Annotated in this window: 21 protein-coding genes; 8 read left to right on the top strand and 13 right to left on the bottom strand. The window is 60.9% G+C overall.

Annotated elements, in window-relative coordinates:
• Nucleotides 1–9: 9 nt before the first annotated feature.
• From AC1D06_RS17785 to AC1D06_RS17765, 5 genes are all read right to left on the bottom strand, one after another.
• Entirely contained in the window at nucleotides 10–1,068 is a 1,059-nt protein-coding gene (locus AC1D06_RS17785; RefSeq protein WP_477987257.1) for an ABC transporter ATP-binding protein, read from the bottom strand.
• A gap of 2 nt (nucleotides 1,069–1,070) precedes the next feature.
• Nucleotides 1,071–2,159, bottom strand: coding sequence for an ABC transporter ATP-binding protein (locus AC1D06_RS17780; protein WP_477987256.1), 1,089 nt, complete (start codon nucleotides 2,157–2,159; stop codon nucleotides 1,071–1,073).
• Nucleotides 2,156–3,097 (bottom strand): carbohydrate ABC transporter permease, encoded by a 942-nt coding sequence (locus AC1D06_RS17775; RefSeq protein WP_477987255.1) that lies wholly within the window; start codon nucleotides 3,095–3,097, stop codon nucleotides 2,156–2,158. Before AC1D06_RS17775 ends, AC1D06_RS17780 begins: the two co-directional genes overlap by 4 nt.
• The gene (locus tag AC1D06_RS17770; RefSeq protein ID WP_477880640.1) at nucleotides 3,094–3,954 is read right to left on the bottom strand and encodes a carbohydrate ABC transporter permease; all 861 of its coding nucleotides are present in this window, start codon (nucleotides 3,952–3,954) and stop codon (nucleotides 3,094–3,096) included. Before AC1D06_RS17770 ends, AC1D06_RS17775 begins: the two co-directional genes overlap by 4 nt.
• Before the next feature lie 216 nt (nucleotides 3,955–4,170).
• Nucleotides 4,171–5,781: an extracellular solute-binding protein gene (locus AC1D06_RS17765; protein WP_477987254.1), complete on the bottom strand. Its 1,611-nt coding sequence runs from the start codon at nucleotides 5,779–5,781 to the stop codon at nucleotides 4,171–4,173.
• A gap of 476 nt (nucleotides 5,782–6,257) precedes the next feature.
• Between AC1D06_RS17765 and AC1D06_RS17760 the strand changes: the two genes are divergently transcribed.
• A complete protein-coding gene (locus tag AC1D06_RS17760) occupies nucleotides 6,258–7,265 on the top strand; it encodes a LacI family DNA-binding transcriptional regulator (RefSeq protein ID WP_477987252.1) in 1,008 nt (335 codons plus the stop codon).
• Nucleotides 7,266–7,325: 60 nt separating this feature from the next.
• On the opposite strand, the gene AC1D06_RS17755 is transcribed toward AC1D06_RS17760, so the two are convergent.
• Together AC1D06_RS17755 and AC1D06_RS17750 are read right to left on the bottom strand one after the other, a co-directional pair.
• On the bottom strand, nucleotides 7,326–8,501 hold the full coding sequence (locus AC1D06_RS17755; protein WP_477987250.1) for an HNH endonuclease: 1,176 nt from the start codon (nucleotides 8,499–8,501) through the stop codon (nucleotides 7,326–7,328).
• A 217-nt stretch (nucleotides 8,502–8,718) separates the two neighbouring features.
• Complete coding sequence (locus AC1D06_RS17750; protein ID WP_477987249.1) at nucleotides 8,719–9,411, bottom strand: GntR family transcriptional regulator; 693 nt, start codon at nucleotides 9,409–9,411, stop codon at nucleotides 8,719–8,721.
• Nucleotides 9,412–9,493: 82 nt separating this feature from the next.
• Between AC1D06_RS17750 and AC1D06_RS17745 the strand changes: the two genes are divergently transcribed.
• The 6 genes from AC1D06_RS17745 (at nucleotide 9,494) to AC1D06_RS17720 (ending at nucleotide 15,381) form a co-directional block, all read left to right on the top strand.
• A complete protein-coding gene (locus tag AC1D06_RS17745; RefSeq protein WP_477987248.1) occupies nucleotides 9,494–10,633 on the top strand; it encodes a mandelate racemase/muconate lactonizing enzyme family protein in 1,140 nt (379 codons plus the stop codon).
• Between the two features lie 48 nt (nucleotides 10,634–10,681).
• Nucleotides 10,682–11,944, top strand: coding sequence for an ABC transporter substrate-binding protein (locus AC1D06_RS17740; RefSeq protein ID WP_477987247.1), 1,263 nt, complete (start codon nucleotides 10,682–10,684; stop codon nucleotides 11,942–11,944).
• Nucleotides 11,945–12,256: 312 nt separating this feature from the next.
• Nucleotides 12,257–13,132, top strand: coding sequence for a carbohydrate ABC transporter permease (locus tag AC1D06_RS17735; protein ID WP_477987246.1), 876 nt, complete (start codon nucleotides 12,257–12,259; stop codon nucleotides 13,130–13,132).
• 7 nt (nucleotides 13,133–13,139) lie between these two features.
• On the top strand, nucleotides 13,140–13,973 hold the full coding sequence (locus tag AC1D06_RS17730) for a carbohydrate ABC transporter permease (protein ID WP_477987244.1): 834 nt from the start codon (nucleotides 13,140–13,142) through the stop codon (nucleotides 13,971–13,973).
• Nucleotides 13,974–13,978: 5 nt separating this feature from the next.
• A complete protein-coding gene (locus tag AC1D06_RS17725; protein WP_477987243.1) occupies nucleotides 13,979–15,040 on the top strand; it encodes an ABC transporter ATP-binding protein in 1,062 nt (353 codons plus the stop codon).
• 95 nt (nucleotides 15,041–15,135) lie between these two features.
• Entirely contained in the window at nucleotides 15,136–15,381 is a 246-nt protein-coding gene (locus tag AC1D06_RS17720; RefSeq protein ID WP_477880620.1) for a WGR domain-containing protein, read from the top strand.
• 16 nt (nucleotides 15,382–15,397) lie between these two features.
• Here the strand turns inward: AC1D06_RS17720 and AC1D06_RS17715 are convergent, their stop codons facing one another.
• The gene (locus tag AC1D06_RS17715) at nucleotides 15,398–15,976 is read right to left on the bottom strand and encodes a histidine phosphatase family protein (protein WP_477880618.1); all 579 of its coding nucleotides are present in this window, start codon (nucleotides 15,974–15,976) and stop codon (nucleotides 15,398–15,400) included.
• Between the two features lie 48 nt (nucleotides 15,977–16,024).
• The gene (locus AC1D06_RS17710) at nucleotides 16,025–17,050 is read right to left on the bottom strand and encodes a class I fructose-bisphosphate aldolase (RefSeq protein WP_477987242.1); all 1,026 of its coding nucleotides are present in this window, start codon (nucleotides 17,048–17,050) and stop codon (nucleotides 16,025–16,027) included.
• Between the two features lie 175 nt (nucleotides 17,051–17,225).
• On the opposite strand from AC1D06_RS17710, the gene zwf reads away from it, so the two are divergent.
• Nucleotides 17,226–18,602: a glucose-6-phosphate dehydrogenase gene (gene zwf / locus AC1D06_RS17705; RefSeq protein WP_477987240.1), complete on the top strand. Its 1,377-nt coding sequence runs from the start codon at nucleotides 17,226–17,228 to the stop codon at nucleotides 18,600–18,602.
• A gap of 93 nt (nucleotides 18,603–18,695) precedes the next feature.
• Here the strand turns inward: zwf and AC1D06_RS17700 are convergent, their stop codons facing one another.
• The 4 genes from AC1D06_RS17700 to AC1D06_RS17685 all read right to left on the bottom strand — a co-directional run bounded on the left by AC1D06_RS17700 (nucleotide 18,696) and on the right by AC1D06_RS17685 (nucleotide 22,516).
• Nucleotides 18,696–19,127: an organic hydroperoxide resistance protein gene (locus AC1D06_RS17700; protein ID WP_477880967.1), complete on the bottom strand. Its 432-nt coding sequence runs from the start codon at nucleotides 19,125–19,127 to the stop codon at nucleotides 18,696–18,698.
• Nucleotides 19,128–19,288: 161 nt separating this feature from the next.
• On the bottom strand, nucleotides 19,289–20,611 hold the full coding sequence (locus AC1D06_RS17695) for an ATP-binding protein (protein WP_477987238.1): 1,323 nt from the start codon (nucleotides 20,609–20,611) through the stop codon (nucleotides 19,289–19,291).
• A complete protein-coding gene (locus tag AC1D06_RS17690) occupies nucleotides 20,608–21,348 on the bottom strand; it encodes a response regulator (protein WP_477987237.1) in 741 nt (246 codons plus the stop codon). Before AC1D06_RS17690 ends, AC1D06_RS17695 begins: the two co-directional genes overlap by 4 nt.
• 115 nt (nucleotides 21,349–21,463) lie before the next feature.
• A complete protein-coding gene (locus AC1D06_RS17685; protein ID WP_477987235.1) occupies nucleotides 21,464–22,516 on the bottom strand; it encodes an alpha/beta fold hydrolase in 1,053 nt (350 codons plus the stop codon).
• Nucleotides 22,517–22,697 lie beyond the last annotated feature (181 nt).

The following is a 22,697-nucleotide window of genomic DNA, read 5'->3' as shown; positions in this document are numbered from 1 at the left end:
TCCTCCTCCCTATGCTCCGGCTGTGGCGGGCGCGAGCACCTGTCCGTCCGGCTTGAAAAAATGCACGTGGCGCGGATCGCAGGTCAGGGCGACCTTGGAGTCCACGGCAATCTGCGGCTGGCCGCGCATCAGCGACCTGAGCTTTTTGTCACCGGCCGAAAGCGTGACGACGGTGAAGCCGCCGAGTGGTTCGACTTCATAGACCGTGGCTGGCGCACCGGTCCTGCCCTCGCCCCAGGGCTCGGCCTTCAGATCCTCCGGGCGGATGCCGATGCCGCTGGCGCCATCCGGCACGCTGCCCAGCTGGATTGTCCCCTCCCCCGCCGTCGTACCGACGAGGTCGAGCAGATTGATTGCTGGGGAGCCGAGGAGGCGCGCGACATATTGGCTGGCGGGATGGTCGTAGATTTCCGACGGCTGGCCGGTCTGGCGGATGCTGCCCTCTTCCAGGATCGCTATGCGGTCGGCGATCGACATCGCCTCTTCCTGGTCATGGGTGACATAGACCATTGTATGGCCGAGCTCGCGCTGGATGCGCTTCAGCTCGACGCGGGTTTCCTCGCGCAGCCGGGCGTCCAAGGCCGAGATCGGATCGTCCATCAGATAGGCGGCGGGATCGCGCACGAGCGCACGCGCAATGGCGACGCGTTGCCGTTCGCCACCGGAGAGATGCGCCGGCAGCTTGTGCAGGAGATGGCCGATATGCAGCTTTTCCGACACTTCGGCGACGCGCGCCTTGATCTTGTCTTCCGGCACCTTCCGCTCGACGAGCGGAAAGCGGACATTGTCGAGCGCTTTCATGTGCGGAAAGAGCGCTAGGTTCTGGAATACCATGGCAACGTTGCGTTCGGCTGGGCCGATAGCGTTGACCGGCTTGCCGCCGAGCAGGATTTCGCCGCTGTCCGGGGTCTCCAGTCCGAGGATCATCTTCAGGATGGTCGATTTGCCGGAAAGCGGCGGGCCGAACAGGCAGAAGAACTCGTTGTCCTTGATATCGAATGACACATTGTTGACGGCAACCGTGTCGCCGAACCGCTTGCTGACATTGCGGAACGTGATACCAGCCATGGTCAAGCCTCCCTGATCGCGCGGCCGGTTTCGGCATCGAAGAGCCTGACCGCGCCCGGATTGACCGTCAGCCTGGCCTTCATGCCGGCTTCGAGGCCGTTGTCATTGTCGAGCACGACCTTGATCGTTGCCTTGTCACGGCCGAGATGCACGATGGTGCGGGCGCCGATGCGCTCGACGAAGAACACCGGCAGGCCGCTTTCACTTGCCGCAAGCGACGCCTGTTCCGGACGGAAGCCGTAAAATACCGACCGGCTCGCTGCCTTTTTCGCCGCCCGGGTCAACGCTGCGTCCAGCACTTCGGACGTCCCGAACTCGCCGAGTTCGGCATGGATGCCATCGGCTTTCTCGATCAATTCAGCCTTGATCAGGTTCATGCCCGGCGAGCCGAGGAAGCCGGCGACGAAGGTGTTGTTCGGATTGTTGTAAACCTCGACCGGGGCGCCGGCCTGCAGCATCACGCCATGGTCCATCACGGCGATGCGGTCGGCCATGGTCATGGCTTCGAGTTGGTCATGCGTGACATAGACCATGGTCTGCTTGAACTGCCGCTGCAGATGCTTGAGCTCGGTGCGCATGACGGCGCGGAAGGCGGCGTCGACATTCGACAAGGGCTCGTCGAGCAGGAAGATCGCCGGTTCGACGATGGCCGAGCGGCCGATCGCCAGGCGCTGCAGGATGTTGACCGAGAGTTTCGCCGAGGGCTGCTTGAGCAGCGGCCCGAGCTGCAGGAAATCGGCAATCGCCTTCACCCGGCGGTCGATTTCCGCGGCCGGCAATTTGCGCACGCGCAGGCCATAGGCGAGATTGTCGTAAACATTCATATGCGTGAAGATCGCGTAGTTCTGGAAGACGAAGCCGACGCCACGCCTGCCCATGGCGACACCGTTCATGTCGCGGGCATCGAACAGGATGCGGCCGGAAGTCGGCTCTTCCATGCCGGCGATCATGTTCATGGTCGTTGACTTGCCGCAGCCGGAAGGGCCGAGCAGCGCCACGAACTCGCCGTCGGCAATCTTCAGGTCCATGGTCTTCAGCGCCTGAAAGGCACCGAAACTCTTGGTCAGGTTTTCGAGATGGATCGAGGTCATACAGCCAGCCTCGCTCTGTTCATGCGGTTGATGGCGATGTTGACCACGATGGACAGTACAATGAGGATGGCGAGCGCGATGGCTGCGACATAGCCCCAGATCAGATCCTGCTGGGTGATCTTGTAGATGTAGACCGAGATCGTCTCCGTCGCGACACCCGGGCCGCCGCCGGTCATGATGTAGAGCGTATCGAAGATCTTGAAATTCTCGATCACCCGGATCGCCAGTGCGATGATGATGATGGTCTTCATCTTCGGCAGGATGATGGTGTGGAAGCGCTGCGGCCAGGAGGCGCCGAGCAGGGTGGCGGCCTTGAGCTGATCATCCGGCACGCCCGACAGGCCGGCAAGCAGGATGAGGAACATCAGCGGAGTCCACTGCCAGATATCGGCCAGCATCACCGCCACCAGCGCCCAGTCGGGGCTGGAAAGCCAGGCGAGGCTGAAGGTCGCGCCGGTCAGGTGCGAGATGATGTTGTTGACCGGCCCGCCGGACTGGAACAGCATGAAGAACATATAGCCGGCGACCGCGGGCACGACCATCATCGGCATCAGCAGGATGGAATAGAACACCCGCTTGCCGCGGAAATCGTCCATGAACAGCAGCGCCAGGGCGAAGCCGAGCAGGAATTCCGCGGGCACGCAGACCACCATGACCAGCGCCGTGCGGCCAAGCGCGTCCCAGAAGCGGCCATCCGCTGCGAGGTCGGTATAGTTGGCGAAGGTGTTCCAGGATTTGTAGGCATCCCACCAGCCGGTGCCGTCGAGCGGCGACCAGTCGGTCATCGAGATATAAAGCTGCATCAGCAGCGGAAAGACGGAAATGAACAGAACCAGGATCTGCGCCGGCAGCGTCAGGCGGAACCCAAGACGGCGGCTTTCCTTGTYGGCCTTGACAGGCTGCGCCGGAGCGACCGGAAGGGTGACGGCATCGGTCATTGCTTCAGCGCTCCGAAGGTCAGACCACGCACCAGATGTTTCTGGATGGCAATGCCCATGATGACGGGCGGGATCGCCGCGATCAGGCCGAGAGCCGCCTTGGCGCCATAGAGCTGGCCGGTCATCGAGGAGGAGAGCGAACTCATATAGACGGGGATGGTCACCCAGTCGCGATTGGTCAGCAACAGGCCGATCAGATAGTCCGACCAGTTGAGGATGAAGACGAACAGGGCCGAACTCGCCAGTGGTGCGCGCATCATCGGCAGGGTGATGCGAGTGAAGACGCGGAAACGCGAGCAGCCTTCGACACGCGCCGCATCTTCGATCTCGCGCGGCATATCGTCGAAAAAGGTCTTCATCAGCCAGAAGGCGAAGGGCAGCGTGACGATGCCATAAATCAGCGCCAGACCCCACCAGGTGTCCATCAGGCCGAGGAAGGCCCACATGATCATGACAGGGATCATCACCGCCATCGGCGGGAAGAGGCGCAGCTGGATCAGCGCCAGCGGCAGGTTCTGGCCGGAACCGAAGCGCGACAGGCCGTAAGCAGCGGCCGTGCCGGCGCTCATGGCGATCAGCGTGCCGAACACGGCCGAGAGCAGCGAGGACAGAATGGGCTTGGCGGCGGTCTTGTCGAGCGCGACGATCAGGTCATTGGTCGAATTGCCGAACAGGAAACGGAAATTGTCGAGCGTCGGATTCTTCGGCCACCAGGTGAGGTCGGAGCCGGCGGCGGACCATTCGGCGATCGGCTTGAAGGCCATGGAGGCCATCCAGGCGATCGGCACGAGCGTCACCGCGACAGCGAGCACGATCGCCACGTAGCGGAAGATTTCGAAGAGAGGTGAGCGGTTCATTTGTTCAGTCAGTGTCTCAAGGCGTCTAAGAAATTGCTGGTGGTCGGCGCTTGTTCCCTCTTCTCCCCTCGGGGCGAAGGTGGCCCGTAGGGCCGGATGAGGGGGCTTCCCGGGTGGGGTGGCCCCCTCATCGCCTCGCTTTGCTCGGCACTTCTCCCCGAGGGGGAGAAGTGGGAGCAAGCGGTTATCCGCTCACTCCCACCGGTTCTCTCCGGGTCAGGCGATCGGGTCAGTCACTGTCGGCCAAGCCGCCTTGTTGGCCTTGATCGCCTCGTTGAGCTTATCTTCGCCGATGCGGCGTGCGATGCGTTTCCACTGCTTTTCCGTGTCGGCCATGGCCTGTTCGGCCGTCTTCGACTTGGTCAGTGCGGCCATCAGGTTTTCATCGAGCGCGTTGTGGAAGGCGGTGGCGCCCGGATAGTTGATGGTCGGCACGGTGCGGGCGACGGAGTCGCGCACCACGTCCATGTGGTAGGCGTGATAGGTCTGGCGCACGAGCGGATCGGAAAAATCGTTGAGGCTGAAGGGGTCGAAATAGCCGCCCGGATTGGCCGTCATCCACGAATAGATGCGGCTCGAACCCAGCCATTGCAGCAAGAGATAAGCGGCTTCCGGGTTCTTCGCCTGCGACGAGACCATGCCGGTGAGCGAGAACCAGAGCACGGTGCGGCGCACCAGCTTGCCGTTGATCTCGCGCCCGGGCGGCAGCATCGAACCGATCTTGCCGGTGACCTTGGAGCCGGTATTGCCGGCATTGTCGAGGAATTTCGGCAGGTTGGAGAAGGCGCAGGTCATCGCGGCGCCACCGGCGGCGAAATTGCCGTACTGTTCCGGCCAGCCCCAGGAGATGGCGTCCGGCGAATGATGCGACAGCGAGTCGACATATTCCTTGGTCGCGGCAAAGCCGGCATCCGAATTGATCAGCGGCGAGCCGTCATCGGCGAACAGGAACTGATTGGGATCGCCCATCGACACGTAGCGCTGGTACCAGTTGGTATAGCCCCAGCCCTGGTTCCTGAGATCGGTCGAGCCGTACATTTTCTGGTCCGGGCGCTGGAAGAAGGCAGCGATTTCGTCATGCTGCTTCCAGGTCTTCGGCGGGGCGAGATCGTAGCCATACTTGGCCTTGAAATTCTTCTTCTCTGTCTCGTCGTTGAACAGGTCCGTGCGGTAGTTCCAGATCTGGAAGTCGCCGTCGAGCGACACGCCATAAGTCTTGCCGCGATACTGGTTGAGCAGCGACACGCCGGCCTTGCCGTTGACATAGCCGCGCTTGGGGTCGTCCCATTCCGGCTTGTGGGCGGCGACGAAATCGTCGAGCGCCATGATGCCGCCGGTTTCGGCGAGGTCGCCGAGGCGGTTCCACTCGGTCGAATAGATGTCGTAGGCGCCGCCCTTGGTGGAGATATCCTGCATCGTCTTGGTGAATTCCTGCCCGTTCGGCAGGCCAACGATCTCGATGGTGATGCCGGTTTCCTTCTCCCAAAGGTCCTTGATCGACGGCGCGCCGGCCGGGAAAGGCTTGGTCAGCTGACCGATCGAGCCGTCCGAGAGACCGAGCACGATCTTGTCGGCCTTGCCGGATGCCTTGAGCTGCTTGGCCGCCTCGATGGCGCGGCCTTCCGGCGTGTCGGCGCCATACTGGTAGCGCTCGGCGCCATCGAACCCGGTCGGGCCGCCGACCATGCCGTCAGCGAGCTTGTCGGCCGCAAAGGCGCGGCCCGGACGGATGAACTGCGGGGCAATGCCGACGGCAGCGGTGACGCCGGCCAATTTTGTCGATGCGGACAGAAAGCCGCGCCGCGACATGCGGTCAAAACTGATCATCTTGGAAATCCTCCCTAAGGGCAATTTTATCCTCACAAGCCCTTCGTGCCGCATACTGATGTGTTTTGATTTGTTGTCAACGGATTTATTGATGTGTTTTGATTTCTGTACGTGTCATTTTTGATTGACAATCTGGTGTAGCTATGACGCAATAAAACGGGAACCGGGAGGATCTTTGGCTAAAAGTGTTGTTTTTCAGGCGTGTAGCGACGCAGAAAGATGTTTTCATGCTGATTTGCCGATCTTCTGCCGTTTTGCGCAGTACAAAGATGAGATGATTGGAGGAGTGCGAATATCAATCAAAATACATCATTTTGTGACTAGGCGGTAAGCCGGCCTTCGGCAATCGGAACACGGCGTGTAAAATCGCCAACAGCCCGTCAGCACGAGCTGGCAGGCTTGTTTCCTTTGTTGCCACGCAATATCAGCCGGTCTCTAATCCCTAAACATCAGTCGAACCGAATCAAGTCATACCAATGCGCTCAACCCTCATCGATGTAGCCCGGGAAGCAGGCGTCTCCAGCGCCACGGTGGATCGCGTGCTCAACAATCGCTCCGGCGTCAAGGAGCGGACGCGCAGCATCGTCATGGATACCGCCCGGCGGCTGGGCTATATCGATATCCAGCCGATCAACGACAGTCGCACCAAGCTCGATTTCGTTCTGCCGACCGGCACGAATTCCTTTATCGTCCACCTGCGGCGTCAACTGGAGCGCCAATGTGCCGCCAGCGATCAGGTCGATTTTCACATCCATGATGTCGAAGGCTTCAATCCCCAATCACTGGCGCAGAAGCTGATCGAGCTGCAGGGCTTGACGCAGGGCGTGGCGCTGATCGCCCAGGATCACCCGGCAGTGCGAGACGCGATGAATCGTCTGATCGAACGTGGCGTGAAAATCGTCACGCTCGTCTCCGACATTCACCATGTGCTCCGGACCCGCTATGTCGGCGTCGACAACCGCGCTGCCGGCCGTCTCGGCGGCTACCTGCTCGGTCGCCTGCTGACCTCGTCCGAGCCACGCAAGATCGCGCTGTTTGCCGGCTCGCTCTCCTATCGCGGCCATGAGGAACGCGAAATGGGTTTTCGACACATCATCTCGGAGGAATTCCCGCATCTCGAAGTCGTGCAGCTGCGCGAAGTCCGCGACGACCGCCAGCGCGCCTATGACGAGACGCTGTCGCTGCTGAAAAGCCACCCGGACCTCGCCGGCATCTACAATATCGGCGCCGGCAATTCCGGCATCGGCCGGGCATTGGAGGAGATGGGTCGGAAGGATTCCGTCATCTTCATCGGCCATGAGCTGACGGAAACGTCCAAGACGCTGCTCTTATCAGGGACGATAGATGCGGTCATCGACCAGAATCCCCGGGTGGAGGCGCGCGAGACGATCGCGACGCTGCTGAGCGCCATCAACGATACGCCGCTGGAATACAGCGTGCCGCGCATTCAGGTGATTTTTCGGGAAAATATTCCGGAGATGTAGGTGGGTTCCGGCTGGGGACAGAAGTTGAAGTCCACCAAATAGCCGGGGCAGCATTCTCGCTCAATCTGATTTCTTGTTTAGCTTAACCGGAATAGTATACGGCAGCTTCATCAGGGCATGACAGAGCTTCCAGGCTGTGACCCGGGAAAACTGATCCCATTGTTCTTTTGACGGGACTTCGCCCATGACCATTCCTGTTTCGTCGATCGCGTCCGCAATGACATCAGAGATCAAACCCTTCACAGATCGCTCATGTGCGTTTTCGAGAAGCTTTCCAAAAGACGTTTTTACGGCTTCAAAATCCGATGTGTCTTGCTTCTCTGCCGCCCAACCAAAGTTGACTACGCTTGCTTCATTGGAGGCGTCCGACCAAATTGAAGGTGCCTCAGGATTTGAGATCAGGCAAAATGACCGATTGGCTGGTGCACCACCCTCCGAAAGTTCGATGCTCCATCCGATGGCGCCATAGAGACGAAAATAACCTATGACACGTCCGTCATAATTGCTGCCGACCCAGACGACATTCGGGTTACTTCCAAATTTGTCGCCGAATGGGGGAAGCGGGCGCGCGTCAATGGAGATAAAAGCCTGCCCAATATCCGACCCGTCTTTCCCGCGAATGAACGAACGAATGACATCGTATCGCGGCAGACGGACTTCAGCGGTTCCGACCGAGTCAGCCCAAAGCACTAAGCAGGCCTTTGCCATCGAGCGCTGCGAGTCGGTATCTCCGTATGATGTTTGAAGCCCGACACTGGGAGCGGGTCTCGATTGAAGTGTTGCCGATGTCAACGCTTCGGCTCTAAATTTTTCAGCCTGCGCGCCGGACAGTTTGAGCTTAGCCGCTGCTGCGTCGACCAATAGGACGAACTCCTCCCTATCTCTTGCCTGGATGGCAAGCTCGGTTCCGCCATCGGCAAGCGAATTGATAATGATTTTCTTATTTATCTGAGGGGCTGGCACTGCGCCGGGCAACAGGTCAAAAATATCGCTGCCGGCTTCAATGTTACGAATAATAGGTGGTGGCCGTCGGTTGCCAGATTTGAAGTTTCCGATGTTTCGGATTGGTTCGACAGACTTCGCAAGCGCCTTGTCGATCCCGGAGCCGAAATCATTATTGCAAGCATTGCAGACGACTTTCCCTGTCGTTTTCCTTCCACCCATGGATTGCAGTAGAATGTGCTCGGGGACGGTATTGTCGCCAAGCCCTGCGTTGCAAAATACGCAAAAATCCATGTTGTTTGTCCGTCGCCGCTGATGCACCAAGGTGCCTGAAAAGTGCCAAAAGATTATAGATCGTGTTCGTGCTCAATGCCACCTGAAGGACGCCGGTGAAAATCCTGCCCTGCAACCAAATGCCGTCAATGATTACAAAGCTCTCGGACAAAAGCTAAGGGTTTTTTGCGTCTGAAAACATTAAAAGCAGCGCTGCTGCGATGGAAGACAATCTATCCTATATCAGCCCCAAGCTCCGCTGGAGCGCTGCCTGAAAATGCGCATCCAGCGCCGCTTCCGCCCGATCCGCATCGCGCGCCTTGCAGGCTTCGATGATCTCTACATGTTCCTTCAGCGTCCTCAGCACAATCGGCGCTGTCAGTCGCCGGTCCAGCCGTAGCAGGCGGAGGTAATTATGCATGCGGCGGTAGCTCGTCTCGATCAGCGGATTGCGCAGTGAACCAATCACTGCATTATGCAGCAGGTTCTCCAGCGCCTCCATCTCCTGCAACTCCGTCTCGCCGAGTCCCTGCGCTGCGATCCTCTCGATGAGCGCCGCATGGCGGTGGCCGGTGTCCCAGATCTCAGTTTCATCCCCTTGCTCGGCATAGATCCGAACGGCCGCTCGCTCGAGGATCAAGCGGAATTGATAGGTCGACCGCGTCAATTCGAAGCCGGGGCGGACGAACTGGATACCGGATCGTGGATGGATGGCGAGGATGCCCTCCGCCTCCAGCACGCGCAGCGCATCGCGCAGGGGCGCTACCGGAACGTCAACGATTTCAGAGAGTTCGCCCTGGGAGACAAAGGCGCCTGCCTGCACTTTCCTGTCGAACAAGGCTTCCAGGATACGGTCATAGGCGAGATCGCTCAGCCGCTGGGCCGGGACCGGTTCGTCGATCAGTTCGATGATTTTTGTCTTGCGCGCCACTTGCATAATTTCCATTGCTGCCATATTAGATACGGTAACTGATCGATCAGTTCAACATTTTAATCTATCAAGCGGCTAAATCATGCGCATCGAAGCCTTCCGTATCACCCGCTTCCAGTTCGCCCGCGATCGCGTCATTGGCGATAGCCAGGTGCGCGCGGACGATGCGAATGTAGCAGCACTGGAGCTGATCTCCGAGAGCGGCCAGGTCGGCCTGGGCTTTATCCAGACCCTTTTTACGTCGCTGCCGGCGCAAAGTGAGATCGAGCGTGTTTTCGCTAGCGAAGCCTTCCCTGGTTTGCAGGGCCAGCCGGCCATCGGGCTCGTGCATCGCGTCTCGCGGCCGCGCGGTGGCAATCAGCGACCTTTCTCGCTGCCTTTTCACGAGGCGATCCAGGTTGCGCTCTGGGATTTGGCGGCCAAGGAAGCCGGATTGCCGCTCTACCGCCTCCTGGGCGGCACCCGCAACAAGGTCCGCGCCTATGCTTCTGGCCTCGATTTCCACCTCAGCGACAAGGATTTTTCTGCCCTCTTCGCCTATGCGGCGAGCGTCGGTTACACCGCCTTCAAGATCAAGGTCGGTCACAAGGATTTCGCCCGCGACCTCAATCGTATCGAACTCCTGAAGAAGGTCATCCCGGCGGGTTCCAAGGTCATGGTCGATGCCAATGAGGGCTGGTCGTCCAAGGAAGCGTTGATGAAGATGGAGGCGATCCGCGCCACCGGCATCGATCTCCTCTGGGTCGAGGACCCGATCCTGCGCAACGACTTTGCCGGCCTGCGCCTGCTGCGCAACTCCGCGCCCTGGACGCAGATCAATTCCGGCGAATATCTCGATCTCTCCGGCAAGCGGGCGCTGCTCGAAGCCGAGGGTGCCGACATCATCAATGTCCATGCCCAGGTGGGTGACGTGATGAAGATCGGCTGGTTCGCCGCTGAAAAGGCCATTCCGGTCAGCTTGGGCAACACCTTCCTCGAAATGGGCGTGCACATGGCCTGCGCGCTGCCCGAGGTCGAATGGCTCGAATATTCGTTCCAGAATTTCGATCATCTCGTCGAACAGCCGATCGAGATCACCGATGGCTGGGCCTATGCGCCGGACCGGACAGGGCACGGTCTGGTGCTCAGTGAAGCAGCTCGGGCCGAGTGGGGTCGGCCTGAGCTGCTGGACCGCACCGATCTCGGCCCCGCGCCGAAAAATCCGCGACTACCGATATTCTGACGGCCGCCTCCGCGAGCACCGTCCAGCTTTTCCAAGGGAGGAAAACCGATGCGTATGAGCTTGAAAATATTTCTGATGGCCGGCAGCGTGCTGGCCGCCGCACCCGCCTGGGCGCAGGAAATCACCGTCTGGGACTGGAAGTCCGGCGACCCGCTCGCCCAGCCCTATTACGACAAGGCCAAGACCGATTTCGAAGCGGCCCATCCCGGCGTGACCATCAACTATGTCATGCAGCCGCATGACCAGTATTATACCCTGCTCGGCACGGCGCTGTCGTCGAATGCCGGCCCCGACCTGTTCCTGATGAATGGCGGCGCCCAGGCCAAGGCCCGTTTCGGCGCGCTCTTGAAGCTCGACGACAAGATCGCCGATATCAAGAAGGACCTGGTCGGCTGGGAAGAGTTTTCCGATGCGAGCGGCAGCTACGCCATCCCGCTCTCCATCCAGGGCTTTGTCATCTATTTCAACAAGAAGCTCTATTCCGACGCCGGCCTCGACCCATCCAAGCCGCCGCATACCTGGGCAGAACTTTCCAAGGTCTGCGATGCGATCAAGGCCAAGGGCGCGGTGCCCTGCTTTGCCATGGGCAACAAGGAAGGCTTTGGCATCGAATTCTGGTTCTCCTCGATCGCCGCGACATCGTGGACGGCTGAGGAGCAGGCCGATTTTGCCGCTGGCAAGCTGAAATGGTCTGATGCACCGGTCAAGGCCATCCTGCAGAGCTGGGTCGACGCCAACAAGGCCGGCTGGTTCCCGCAGGGCGCCAATTCGACGGCCAAGTTCATGGACGAATATGAAGGTTTCATGCGCGGCGAGGCGGCCAACACGATCGGTCTGATCTCCGACGTCGCCCACTGGAAGCAGTTCGACGACATGCTCGGCGCCGACAATGACGGCGTGTTTATCATGCCTTCCCCGACCGTCGCCTCCGACAAGAAGGAAGGCGAGCCGAAATTCCCGCTCTCCGGCGGCATCGGCTATGGTGTCAACAAGTCCTCGCCGAACGCGGCGCTTGCGGTGGAATTCGCCAAGCTGCTGGCCTCGCCGCCGCTGGAGCAGATTTTCTTCAATGATGCCGGTGCGATTGCGGCCAACTCCAAGGTCGACACCAAGGGTATCAAGAGCCCGGCAGCGATCGATATCCTGAAATGGATGGCAGTTTCGGGTGCTCCGACGGCGCATGCGAATGCGACGGCGAAGGAGCTGGAGGAAATCCATCGGTTGAGCCAGCTGTTGCTGAATGGTGAGACGACGGTGGACGAGGCTGTGAAACGCATGGATGATGTGCAGGCTGAGGCGCATAAGTCTTAGTCAGGAGTCGGTAGTCAGTGGTCAGTGAGTTGTGAGGGTTGTGCCTGTGGCGCACCCCCCTCTGCCCTGCCGGGCATCTCCCCCTCAAGGGGGGAGATCGGCAAGTGGCAGCCACTCACCCAGATCTCAACGTCTCGGATGAGGCGGGGAGCCCGCCTCCAGCCAATCTCCCCCCTTGAGGGGGAGATGCCCGGCAGGGCAGAGGGGGGTATGCCGAAAACGACTGCCATCAATAGAGAACAAAGTCCGACAACAGAACCGGATGATCACCAGACTGGCCTGCAATGATAAGCCGGCTAACTTAACCAAGGAATGACCATTTTGGGTAGCGCGGCGGAAAAACGGATCGCCTTTCTTTTTATCGCTCCGGCAATCCTGCTGGTGGCAGTGTTCCGCATTTTTCCGCTCGGCTGGGGTTTCGTCCTGTCTTTCTTCGACAGCGACGGCATGACCAAGTTCAACTTCATCGGCTTCGGCAATTATGTCGCCATCACCCATGACTCTGCTTTCCGCGACAGCCTGGAAAACACGCTGATCCTGATCGCGACACTCCCCGTATGGGTGGCGCTGCCGATGATTCTCGCCATCCTCATCCACCAGGGCGTGCCGGGCGGCAAATTCTTCCGTGCGGTCTATTTCTTCCCCGCCGTGCTCTCCTCCGTCATCATCGGCTCGATCTTCAACATGGTGCTGCGCTTCGACGGCAGCTTGAATGCCATGCTCAAAGCCATCGGTCTGATCCCAGTCGACTGGCTTGGCTCCGGCAAGACAGCGCTGTTCGTGCTCTTCTCCGTCCAGCTCTGGTCGACCTTCGGCATGAGCCTGCTGATCTTCCTCGCCGGCCTGTCGACCGTACCCAAGGAACTCACCGAGGCTGCCCGCCTCGATGGCGCCAAGCCGCTGCAGATCTGGTGGCACGTGATCATCCCGGTGCTCAGGCCGATCATCGAATTCGTCGGTGTGGTCACCACGATCGGCGCGCTGACCTCGATGTTCGGGCTGATCTATGTGCTGACCGCCGGCGGCCCCGGCACGTCGACCGCGCTGCCGGAATTTTTGATCTGGCTCGAACAGGGCAAGATGAACCAGCCGGGCTATGCGGCGGCGATCTCCATGCTGCTCTTCGCGGTCATGGCGGGCCTCGCCTATCTGCAGATCCGCATCATGTCCCGCAATACCAATCTCTGAGGCGATCATGGCAATCACCGGCAAACGCGAAAAGACGCTTCTGCGGATCGCCTCGATCCCGATGGCGCTGCTTGCGCTCTCCTGCCTCTATCCGATCTATTTCGCCATCAACAATGCGCTGAAGACGGACAAGAACTATATCCTCAACCGCTTCTCCGTGGTCACCGAGCCGACATTGAACAATTTCATCAGTGCCTGGAGCCGCTCGCATCTCGGCGATTATTTCTGGAATTCGCTGATCTGTACCGCAGGCGCCGTGGCACTGCTGCTGACCGTCTCGTCGCTGGCCGGCTTTGCCTTCGCCATGCTGCGCTTTCCCTATCGCAAGCTGCTGTTCATGGTCGTCCTGGCCTCGCTGATGATCCCGGTGCAGGTCGTGCTCGTGCCGTTCTATCGCACCATCATTGCACTCGATCTTGTCAACACGCGCATCGGCCTGATCATCTCCTATACGGCCTTCTTCCTGCCCTTCTGCGTCTACCTGATGACCGCCTTTTATTCCGGCCTGCCACGCGAACTGGTGGAGGCGGCGCGCATGGATGGCGCCAAGCTTATCCAGATCTGGTGGCATGTGATGCTGCCGCTCGGCAAACCGGCGCTGATCACGCTCGGCATCCTCAACACGCTCTATTGCTGGAACGACGTGCTGATCTCGCTGCTGGTCCTGCAGAAAAACCGCACATTGATGGTCGGCATCGCGGCGCTGAAGGGCGAATACACCACCAATATTCCGCTGCTGATGGCCGGCATCGTCATTGCCGCCGCGCCCATCGTCATCATCTACATCGTCTTCCAGCGGCGCATCGTCAACGGTATCGCCACCGGCGCCGTCAAGGGTTGAATACCATGCATCAGATCGAATTGAACAATGTTTCCAAGGCTTTCGGCGCGACCAAGGTGATCCACGGCGTGTCGATGGCGATCGAAAAGGGTGAGTTCACCGTCTTCGTCGGCCCATCCGGCTGCGGCAAGTCGACCCTGCTCCGGATGATCGCCGGCCTCGAGGAAATCACCGGCGGCGACCTGATGATCGGCGGCCAGCGGATGAACGATCGCGAACCATCCGAACGCGGCGTCGCCATGGTCTTCCAGTCCTACGCGCTCTATCCGCACATGACCGTGTTCGAGAATATGAGTTTTGGCTTGCGCATGGCCAAGGCCCCGAAGGCCGAGATCGATGCCAAGGTCAACCGCGCCGCCGAAATCCTGCAACTCTCCGCACTTCTCGACCGCAAGCCGGCCGCTCTTTCCGGCGGCCAGCGCCAGCGCGTTGCCATCGGCCGCGCCATCGTCCGCAACCCGGATGTCTTCCTGTTCGACGAGCCGCTTTCCAATCTCGACGCCGAACTGCGCGTCCAGACCCGGGTCGAGATCGCCAAGCTGCACCAGACGCTCGGCAATACCATCATCTACGTCACCCACGACCAGACCGAAGCGATGACTTTGGCCAACAAGATCGTCGTGCTGCGCGCCGGACAGGTCGAACAGATCGGCTCACCTGTCGATCTCTACGACGACCCGGACAATGAATTCGTCGCCGGCTTCATCGGCTCGCCGCGGATGAATTTCTTCAACGCCACGGTTTCTGCGGATGGCAACCAGCTCACCTTTGGCGGCATTTCCCTCCCCTCCCCTCGCCTCACCGACACATTGAAACCGGGCGATACTTTCCGCGTCGGCATCCGTCCCGAACATCTCGATGAGCAGGACGGTATCGGCTTGACGGCCTCGGCCGAGGTGATCGAGCATCTTGGCTCGACCGCCTATATCCATGCCACCCTCTCCTCGGGAGAGGTGGTGGTGGCGGAAAAACGCCGAACCCAGGCCAAGCCCGGCGAGACGGTCAGTCTGCGCTTCGACCCCGCCCAGGCGCGCTATTTCGACCGCAGCGGCAAGCGTCTACGCTGAGCGACGGCGATCCATGAACGCCGTGAATCGGTCGGCTCGGATCGATTCAAACTTGTCGTTGGACGAGAGTCAGCGCAATTGCGACTCTGCTCTTCATGACGACACGAGCACATTCCCCGATCTACATGGAACGCAGGGACCCCGCCCACAACATGGCACGGTTTTATGCACTGGAATTCGAAACCGATCTCTTCGGCGGCATCTGCGCCGTGCGCCGCTGGGGCCGGATCGGATCATTTGGCCGGCAACTTTCCTCCCTCTGCCCTACCCCGGAAGCAGCGCTCGCCGAGATCGAGCAGCGCGCGGCGGGAAAACGCCGGCGCGGCTATCGGGATTGCTGAAACCTGGATGCCGCAGCTACTTGCCATTCCAGCGGCGAATGACTGGTTCCGTCAAATCGTGCTCATAGCCCAGCACGCTAATGCTCGTCGTATCGAGGACGAAATGTGTCCCGCCCTCCGGCGGCAGGCCGAGCCAGCGGGCGCCGAACACTCTCAGGAAATGCGCGCTGGAAAAGATCAGCAGCGTCGCGTTGACGGCACGGACCCGGGCGATGACCGCATCCGCTCTCACCCCGACATCCGCCGCGGTCTCGCCATTGGGGCAGCCATCGCGGAAAAGCTGCCAACCCGGACGGGTGGCGTGGATTTCCTTGGTGGTCACGCCTTCGTAGTCGCCGTAATTCCACTCGGCGAGATCGGGATCGACCACACGCCTGTCACCGAAGCCGGCGAGTTCGCAGGTCCGCCGCGCCCGCTCGGACGGGCTTGTCCAGACCGTGGCGAAGGCGATCTGCGGCAGGCGTCCGGCCACCTGCCGGGCCGCCTCTTCACCGGCTTTGGTCAGGGGAATGTCGCTGCGGCCTGTATGTCTGCCAGCCACGGCCCATTCCGTCTCGCCATGGCGGACTAGGTAGATTTCCGGATATGCACTCATTCTGCCCCACCTTTGGCCGCATCGCTTTTGTCCCGTTGAAACGGTGGTTCAGGCCGCCTTCTCGAGGTCCTGATTCCATTCGCCCTTGGCGGCGAGGCTGTTCATTTTGGCGCGATGCGCGAAGGCGCGCTGGCCGGCGGCGACATTTTCCGCTTTGCCATTCCAGGCCTGCAATGCATCGTCCTGCAGTGCTCGGCCATAGGAGAAGGTCACGGCCCATGGCAGCTTGCGACCGGCGTTGATGGCCGAGAGATGTGCTGTGGCCTGCTGCGGCGTCTGGCCGCCGGAGAGGAAGCCAATGCCAGGTACGGCGGCGGGCACTGTTTCCTTCAGTACCTTGACGGTGCGTTCCGCCACTTCCTCGACCGAGGCCTTCAGCACCTTCTTGCCATCCGACACCATGCTCGGCTTGAGGATCATGCCTTCGAGATTGATCCGCTCTTCGTTCAGCGCCTCGAAAACGATCTGCAACACCCAGCGCGTCACCGTCTCACTGCGGTCGATGCTGTGCGTACCCGGTTCGCCGTCCATCAGTACTTCCGGCTCGACGATCGGCACGATCTGCGCCTCCTGGCAGAGCGCGGCATAACGGGCGAGCGCATGGGCGTTGGCGCGGATCGCACCGTAGCTCGGCAAGCTGTCGGAAATGGCGATCACGCCGCGCCATTTGGCGAAGCGGGCGCCGGCATCATAATATTTCTTCAGGCGTTCACGCAGACCATCAAGGCCCTCCGTCACCGTCTCGGCCGGAAAGCTGGCCATCGGCTTGGCGCCGGTATCGACCTTGATGCCGGGAACGGCATCGGCGGCGCGGATGATGTCGGCCAGCGGTGTGCCGTCGGCCGCTCTCTGGAACAGCGTCTCCTCATACAGGATGACGCCCGATATGTAATCCCGCATCGCCTCATTGCTGCGGAACAGCATTTCGCGATAGTCGCGCCGACTCTCTTCGGTCGAAGCGAGGCTGATCTTGTCGAAGCGCTTGGCGATCGTTGCCGTGGATTCGTCGGCTGCGAGCAGGCCCTTGCCGCTCGCCACCATCTTCTCAGCGATGTCTTCAAGGCGTTCGCTCATCGTCGTTCTCCTCGCTAGATCCTCCCGGCCGCGAAGGGCCATGATCGAGAACCTGATCGTCCGATTGAGCATTGTCAAGCGGCGCCATATCGGCAAGATTGGGTGCGAGGAGAGAGGCCGGATGGCGGTTATCCAAGCCGCCCGACGCCCTGAATCTGGAAGGAAGATGCCGCTCATGACGATTGAACGATCCGACACGATGGTGCTCTTCGGGGCCACCGGCGACCTCGCGCGCAAGAAGATTTTTCCTGCCCTCTATTCCATGGTGGCGCGCAACCATCTCAGCGAACCGGTCATCGGGGTGGCGCTCGAAGATTGGGACGTGTCGCAGCTGCAAGCCCGCGCCCGCGAAAGCATCACCCAGGCGCTCGGCACGATTGACGAGGCGGTTTTCGCCAAGCTGGCCGGATTGCTGCGCTATGTCGGCGGCGACTACCGCCTGCAATCGACCTTCGACAAATTGAAGGACGAGCTCGGTTCCGCCCGCCATCCGCTCTATTATCTCGCCGTGCCGCCTTCCATGTTCGAGCCGGTCGTCCAGGGTCTCGAACAATCCAATGCCGCCGCAGGCGCCAAGCTGATGGTGGAAAAGCCGTTCGGCCGCGACCTGCAATCGGCGCGCTGGCTCAATCGCGTCCTGCATATCGCCTTCGATGAACACTCGATCTACCGGATCGACCACTATCTCGGCAAGGAAGCGATCCAGAACCTCATCTATTTCCGCTTCGCCAATTCCTTTCTCGAGCCGATGTGGAATCGCAACTATATCGAGAGCGTGCAGATCACCATGGCCGAGGATTTCGGCGTCCAGGGCCGTGGGCGCTTCTATGACGAAGTCGGGGCGATCCGCGACGTCATCCAGAACCACCTGCTCAACATTCTGCTGCTGCTCGCCATGGAGCCGCCGGCCACGAGTTCGGCAGACGACCTGATCGACGAGAAGGTACAGGTGCTGAAATCCATCCGCACCCTCACCAAGGACGATGTCGTGCGCGGTCAGTTCAACGGTTACCTGCAAGAGCCCGGTGTCGCCCCGAGTTCGCCGGTGGAAACTTTTGCCGCCGTCCGCTTCTTCGTCGATACCTGGCGCTGGCAGGGCGTGCCCTTCTTCATCCGCGCCGGCAAGAACCTGCCGGTGCGCGCCACCGAGGTCGTGTTGCGGCTGAAACTGCCACCGCTCGGCATTTTCGAGGACTTGAAGCCCGAGCATGCGAACTATGTTCGCTTCGGCATCAGCCCCCAGGTGTCGATCGGCATTGGCGCCCGCCGCAAGGCCGCCGGCGACGCTATGATCGGCGAGCAGGTGGAATTGAGCGCCGTCGATGACGCGACGGGGGACATGGACCCTTATGAGCGGCTGATCGGCGATGCCATGAACGGCAATAGCCAGCTGTTCACCCGCCAGGATGCCAGCGAGATCGCCTGGCGGATCGTCGGCCCGGTGCTCGACGACAAGACGCCGCCGGCAATCTACGAGCCGGGAACCTGGGGACCTGCCGAGGCCATGGCCGGCTTTGGTCCGCCGAGCGGCTGGGTCAATCCGGTTGGTTGATCAAACGAAAGCGGCCTTGCGAACATTTTTCGCAAGGCCGCATCGTCATTAGCTTGGGAGCGGCGAGCCGACCCGAGGGGCAAACTCAGGTGTTCAGGCAGCGGCCAATTCGACAACGTTCAATTCGACATTGATATTGCCGCGCGTCGCCTTGGAATAGGGGCAGGTCTGGTGGGCTTCTTCGACCAGGGTCCGTGCCAGCTCGGATTCAATGCCGGGCATGCTGACATTGAGGCGCGCCTGGAGGAAATAGGCGCCGTCGGTCATGCCGAGATCCACTTCGGCATCGACGGCGAGATCGGCGGGCAGCTTGACCTTGCGCTTGGCGGCGGCCAGGCCGATGGCACCGATGAAGCAGGCCGACCAGCCGGCGGCGAACAGCTGTTCCGGATTGGTGCCGGCATGGGCGCTGCCGGGAGGCGAGAGCCTGACGTCGAGCTGGCCGTCGCTGCTCTGCGAGGCGCCGTCGCGACCGCCGGTGGTGTGGGTGTGAGCGGTGTAGAGAACCTTGTCGATCTTGGTCATGATAGTCACTCCGTTGTTTGTCGCAGTCGCGACGTGTTTGACGAGGTGGGTTTTGACGGATCGACGTATCCGGGATGTGTGCAAAAGCGGGAGAATTGTATCAGAGCGTAGCAGCGGCCGGATGCGACACGCGGCAATACAATTTGCCGCGTTTTATGAGCTCACGGGATGACGACTTCCGCCGCAAGGCCGCCACCCTCGCGATTGTACAGCCGCACAGAACCGCCGATGGCAGCGGCCAATTGCTGCGCGATCGCTAGGCCGAGGCCGCTGCCGCCGGTCTCGCGGTTGCGGGATTGTTCGACCCTGTAGAAGGGCTGCATGGCGGCCTCCAGCTGGTCGTCCGGAATGCCCGGCCCGCGATCCATCACCGTGATGACGACAGCGGTTTCGCCGCGGCGCTCCATGCTGATCTCGGCTGCGCCGGCAAATTTCAGCGCATTGTCGATGAAGTTCGTCAGGATGCGCCGCAAGGCATGCGGCTTAGTCTGCACCTTGCTCTCGACCGTGCCGATGACGCTGACGGCTTTGCCCATGTCCTGGTAGTCATAGGCCATGCTTTCGACGAAGGAGGCGATATCGATGCGCGACACCTTTTCGGCATTGCCATGGGCGCTACGGGCATAGGCGATGCCGTCCTGCACCAGCCGCTCGATCTCGCCGAGATCGTGGACCAGCTTGTCCTTTTCCGGCGAGTCGTCGGCCATGTCGGCGCGCAGCCGCATGCGGGTGATTGGCGTCTGCAGGTCATGCGAGATCGCGGCAAGGATCTGCACCCGCTCTTCGAGATAATGCGTGATCCGGTCGCGCATGGCGTTGAAGGCGCGGGCGGCATGCGCGACCTCGCTTGGACCCTTTTCGCTCAATGGCACCGTTTTCCTGTTCGGATCGAGCGCATCGGCGGCGGCAGCAAGATCGGCCAAGGGCCGGATCGCCTGGCGGACCGCGAACCAGGTGCAGAGCACCAGAAGCAGCATCTGGATCGCCAGCACGTAAGGCAGCCAGTCGGCGATCGGCATGACGCCGCGCGGCGTGACGTCGATGGTCAGCGGCGTGCCGTCGCTCAATTTCAGATGTGCCTGCATGCGCTTGCCGTCGCCGGGGATGGATTCGATCGTCAGCGGGAATTGATGTCCCGCCGCTTCCTCGATCTTGGCGGCAATCTCCCTGCCATGTGGCGAAAGGTCCGGGACGCCGGGCAGACCAGTGCTGAGTTCCAGGTGATAATTGCCGCGGCTCAGCCGGTCGAGCAGGTCGACGCGCTGATTAGCCGGCAGCCGGTCCAGTACGGCAATCGAGGTGGCGACATCGGTCTCCAGCGTGTTGAGCATCACTTCCTTGGCCGACATATAGCGCTCGGTGAGCAGCACGGTGAAGGACAGGCCATAGGCGATCGCCAGCCCGACCAGCAGGATGATAAAAAGCCGAGCTCTGATTGTGCTCGGCCAAAGCAGCATGGACGTAGGAAGAGTGGCGGCCGTCATTGCCTCGGCTCCGAAATTTCGACAGGCACGGCAAACACATAGCCCTCGCTGCGCACCGTCTTGATATAGGCGGACTCGCGCGCATCGTCGCCAAGCCGCTGGCGCAGGCGGCTGACGAGCAGGTCGATCGAGCGATCGAAAATTTCGGCGTCGCGGCCCTGGGTCAGGTTGAGCAACTGATCGCGGTTGAGCACCCGCTGCGGATGATCGATGAAGACGCGCAGCAGCCGGTATTCGGCGCCGCTCAGGGCGACCTCGGTGCCCTCTTTGTCGAGCAGGTGGCGGCCAACCGTATCTAGGCGCCAATCGCCGAATGTCAGGATCTGGCCGGCTTCGGTGATCTGCAGGTTGGGCGGCAGCATGCGGGTGCGGCGAAGCACCGCCTTGATGCGCGCCAGCAGTTCGCGCGCGGCAAACGGTTTCGGCAGGTAATCGTCGGCGCCCATTTCGAGCCCGATGATCCGGTCCATCTCGTCGCTGCGGGCGGTCAGCATCAAGATCGGCGTCGTCTTGTGCTTGCCGGCGCGAAGTTCGCGGCAGAGCACCAGGCCGTCATCGCCCGGCATCATCACGTCGAGCACGATCAGGTCGACGCTGTTGGCTTCCAAAAATTTGCGCATCTGGCGGCCGTCAGCAGCGACGGTTGTCGTGAGCCCGTTCTTGGTCAGGTAAGTGGAGACCAGTTCGCGGATTTCGCGATCGTCGTCGACGATCAGGACATGGTCGACATGTTCCATTTTTCTGCTTTCGGTTCTGCTCTGTCTGACATGGGCGGGCGACCCGCATAGAGGTAATGCCGACGGCCGCGAAGCGCAAATCCGCTTCGCGGGGTCGCGCCGTTCGAGCTCTATCTTACATCCGATCGACGTCGATGATCGCCTGGGCAAAGGCCTCCGGCGCTTCCTGCGGCAGGTTGTGGCCGATGCCACCGGTGATGGTGCGGTGCTGGTACTTGCCGGAGAACTTGCCGGCATAGGCCCTGGGGTCCGGATGCGGCGCGCCGTTCTGGTCGCCTTCCAGCGTGATCGTCGGGATCGAAATCAGTGGTCCCTTGGCAAGCTTTTCCTCGAATGCATAGAAGCGGGCTTCGCCTTCCACCAAGCCGAGCCGCCAGCGATAGTTATGGATGGTGATCGCGACATGGTCGGGGTTGTCGAACGCCGTGGCCGAACGCTGGAAGGTCGCGTCGTCGAAGTGCCAGGTCGGCGAGGCCGTCTCCCAGATCAGCCGGGCGAAGTCGTGGGTATGTTCCTGGTAACCCAGCCGGCCGCGCTCGGTGGCGAAATAGAACTGGTACCACCAGGCCTGCTCGGCCTTGGGCGGCAGCGGCTTCTTGTTGACCTCCTGACTGCCGATCAGATAGCCGCTGACGGAAACCAGCGCCTTACAGCGCTCCGGCCAGAGGGTTGCCATGATGTCGGCGGTACGCGCGCCCCAGTCATACCCGCCGATGACGGCCTTCTGGATGCCGAGCGCGTCCATCAGTGCGATCATGTCGACGGCGAGCGCCGATTGCTGGCCGTTGCGCAGGGTGTCGGCCGAAAGAAAGCGGGTGGTGCCGTAGCCGCGCAGATAGGGAACGATGACGCGATAGCCTGAGGATGCAAGGATGGGCGCGACATCGACATAGCTATGAATGTCATAGGGCCAGCCGTGCAGCAGCAGGACCACCGGCTTGTTGCCCGCGCCGGCCTCGGCATAGCCGATTTCGAGATCGCCGGCCTTGATGCTCTTCATCGACTCGAAGGAGGTGTGCCTGACGACCTTTTTGGCCGGCGTGGCGTTCGCTGCGAGCTTCTGCGTTGCTGCGCGAACCGGGTCGGCAAAGCCGAACTCCACGGCGACGGCGGTCATTGCGGCCATGCCGAACAGGCGGCGGCGTCCGAGGTTGATTTCATCAGGCATTGGTCTCTCTCCAAATGGTGTTGATCATGGTGAGGAGAAAACAGCCGGCATGTATCGGCGATATTTCAGATGCGGGCTGAATTGTATCAGACTGTAGCCTCAGCCTCAGCCTGCTACATTCCCTTACATTTCCCCCTGTTGCCGGACACATCCGGGATACGCGGCGGCCGCCAAATGCATC

This window comes from Rhizobium sp. P2_G2 (genome assembly GCF_056403555.1).
This window is presented reverse-complemented; position numbering and strand designations above follow the sequence as displayed.

Bases quoted from the DNA above. Each gene is read 5' to 3' on its own strand.
- AC1D06_RS17720 (WP_477880620.1), top strand. From the start codon at position 15,136: ATGACGACACGAGCACATTCCCCGATCTACATGGAACGCAGGGACCCC.
- AC1D06_RS17765 (WP_477987254.1), bottom strand. From the start codon at position 5,781: ATGATCAGTTTTGACCGCATGTCGCGGCGCGGCTTTCTGTCCGCATCG.
- zwf (WP_477987240.1), top strand. From the start codon at position 17,226: ATGACGATTGAACGATCCGACACGATGGTGCTCTTCGGGGCCACCGGC.
- AC1D06_RS17735 (WP_477987246.1), top strand. From the start codon at position 12,257: ATGACCATTTTGGGTAGCGCGGCGGAAAAACGGATCGCCTTTCTTTTT.
- AC1D06_RS17695 (WP_477987238.1), bottom strand. From the start codon at position 20,611: ATGACGGCCGCCACTCTTCCTACGTCCATGCTGCTTTGGCCGAGCACA.
- AC1D06_RS17740 (WP_477987247.1), top strand. From the start codon at position 10,682: ATGCGTATGAGCTTGAAAATATTTCTGATGGCCGGCAGCGTGCTGGCC.
- AC1D06_RS17715 (WP_477880618.1), bottom strand. From the start codon at position 15,976: ATGAGTGCATATCCGGAAATCTACCTAGTCCGCCATGGCGAGACGGAA.
- AC1D06_RS17725 (WP_477987243.1), top strand. From the start codon at position 13,979: ATGCATCAGATCGAATTGAACAATGTTTCCAAGGCTTTCGGCGCGACC.
- AC1D06_RS17760 (WP_477987252.1), top strand. From the start codon at position 6,258: ATGCGCTCAACCCTCATCGATGTAGCCCGGGAAGCAGGCGTCTCCAGC.
- AC1D06_RS17730 (WP_477987244.1), top strand. From the start codon at position 13,140: ATGGCAATCACCGGCAAACGCGAAAAGACGCTTCTGCGGATCGCCTCG.
- AC1D06_RS17780 (WP_477987256.1), bottom strand. From the start codon at position 2,159: ATGACCTCGATCCATCTCGAAAACCTGACCAAGAGTTTCGGTGCCTTT.
- AC1D06_RS17685 (WP_477987235.1), bottom strand. From the start codon at position 22,516: ATGCCTGATGAAATCAACCTCGGACGCCGCCGCCTGTTCGGCATGGCC.
- AC1D06_RS17700 (WP_477880967.1), bottom strand. From the start codon at position 19,127: ATGACCAAGATCGACAAGGTTCTCTACACCGCTCACACCCACACCACC.
- AC1D06_RS17710 (WP_477987242.1), bottom strand. From the start codon at position 17,050: ATGAGCGAACGCCTTGAAGACATCGCTGAGAAGATGGTGGCGAGCGGC.
- AC1D06_RS17755 (WP_477987250.1), bottom strand. From the start codon at position 8,501: ATGGATTTTTGCGTATTTTGCAACGCAGGGCTTGGCGACAATACCGTC.
- AC1D06_RS17785 (WP_477987257.1), bottom strand. From the start codon at position 1,068: ATGGCTGGTATCACGTTCCGCAATGTCAGCAAGCGGTTCGGCGACACG.
- AC1D06_RS17690 (WP_477987237.1), bottom strand. From the start codon at position 21,348: ATGGAACATGTCGACCATGTCCTGATCGTCGACGACGATCGCGAAATC.
- AC1D06_RS17745 (WP_477987248.1), top strand. From the start codon at position 9,494: ATGCGCATCGAAGCCTTCCGTATCACCCGCTTCCAGTTCGCCCGCGAT.
- AC1D06_RS17770 (WP_477880640.1), bottom strand. From the start codon at position 3,954: ATGAACCGCTCACCTCTCTTCGAAATCTTCCGCTACGTGGCGATCGTG.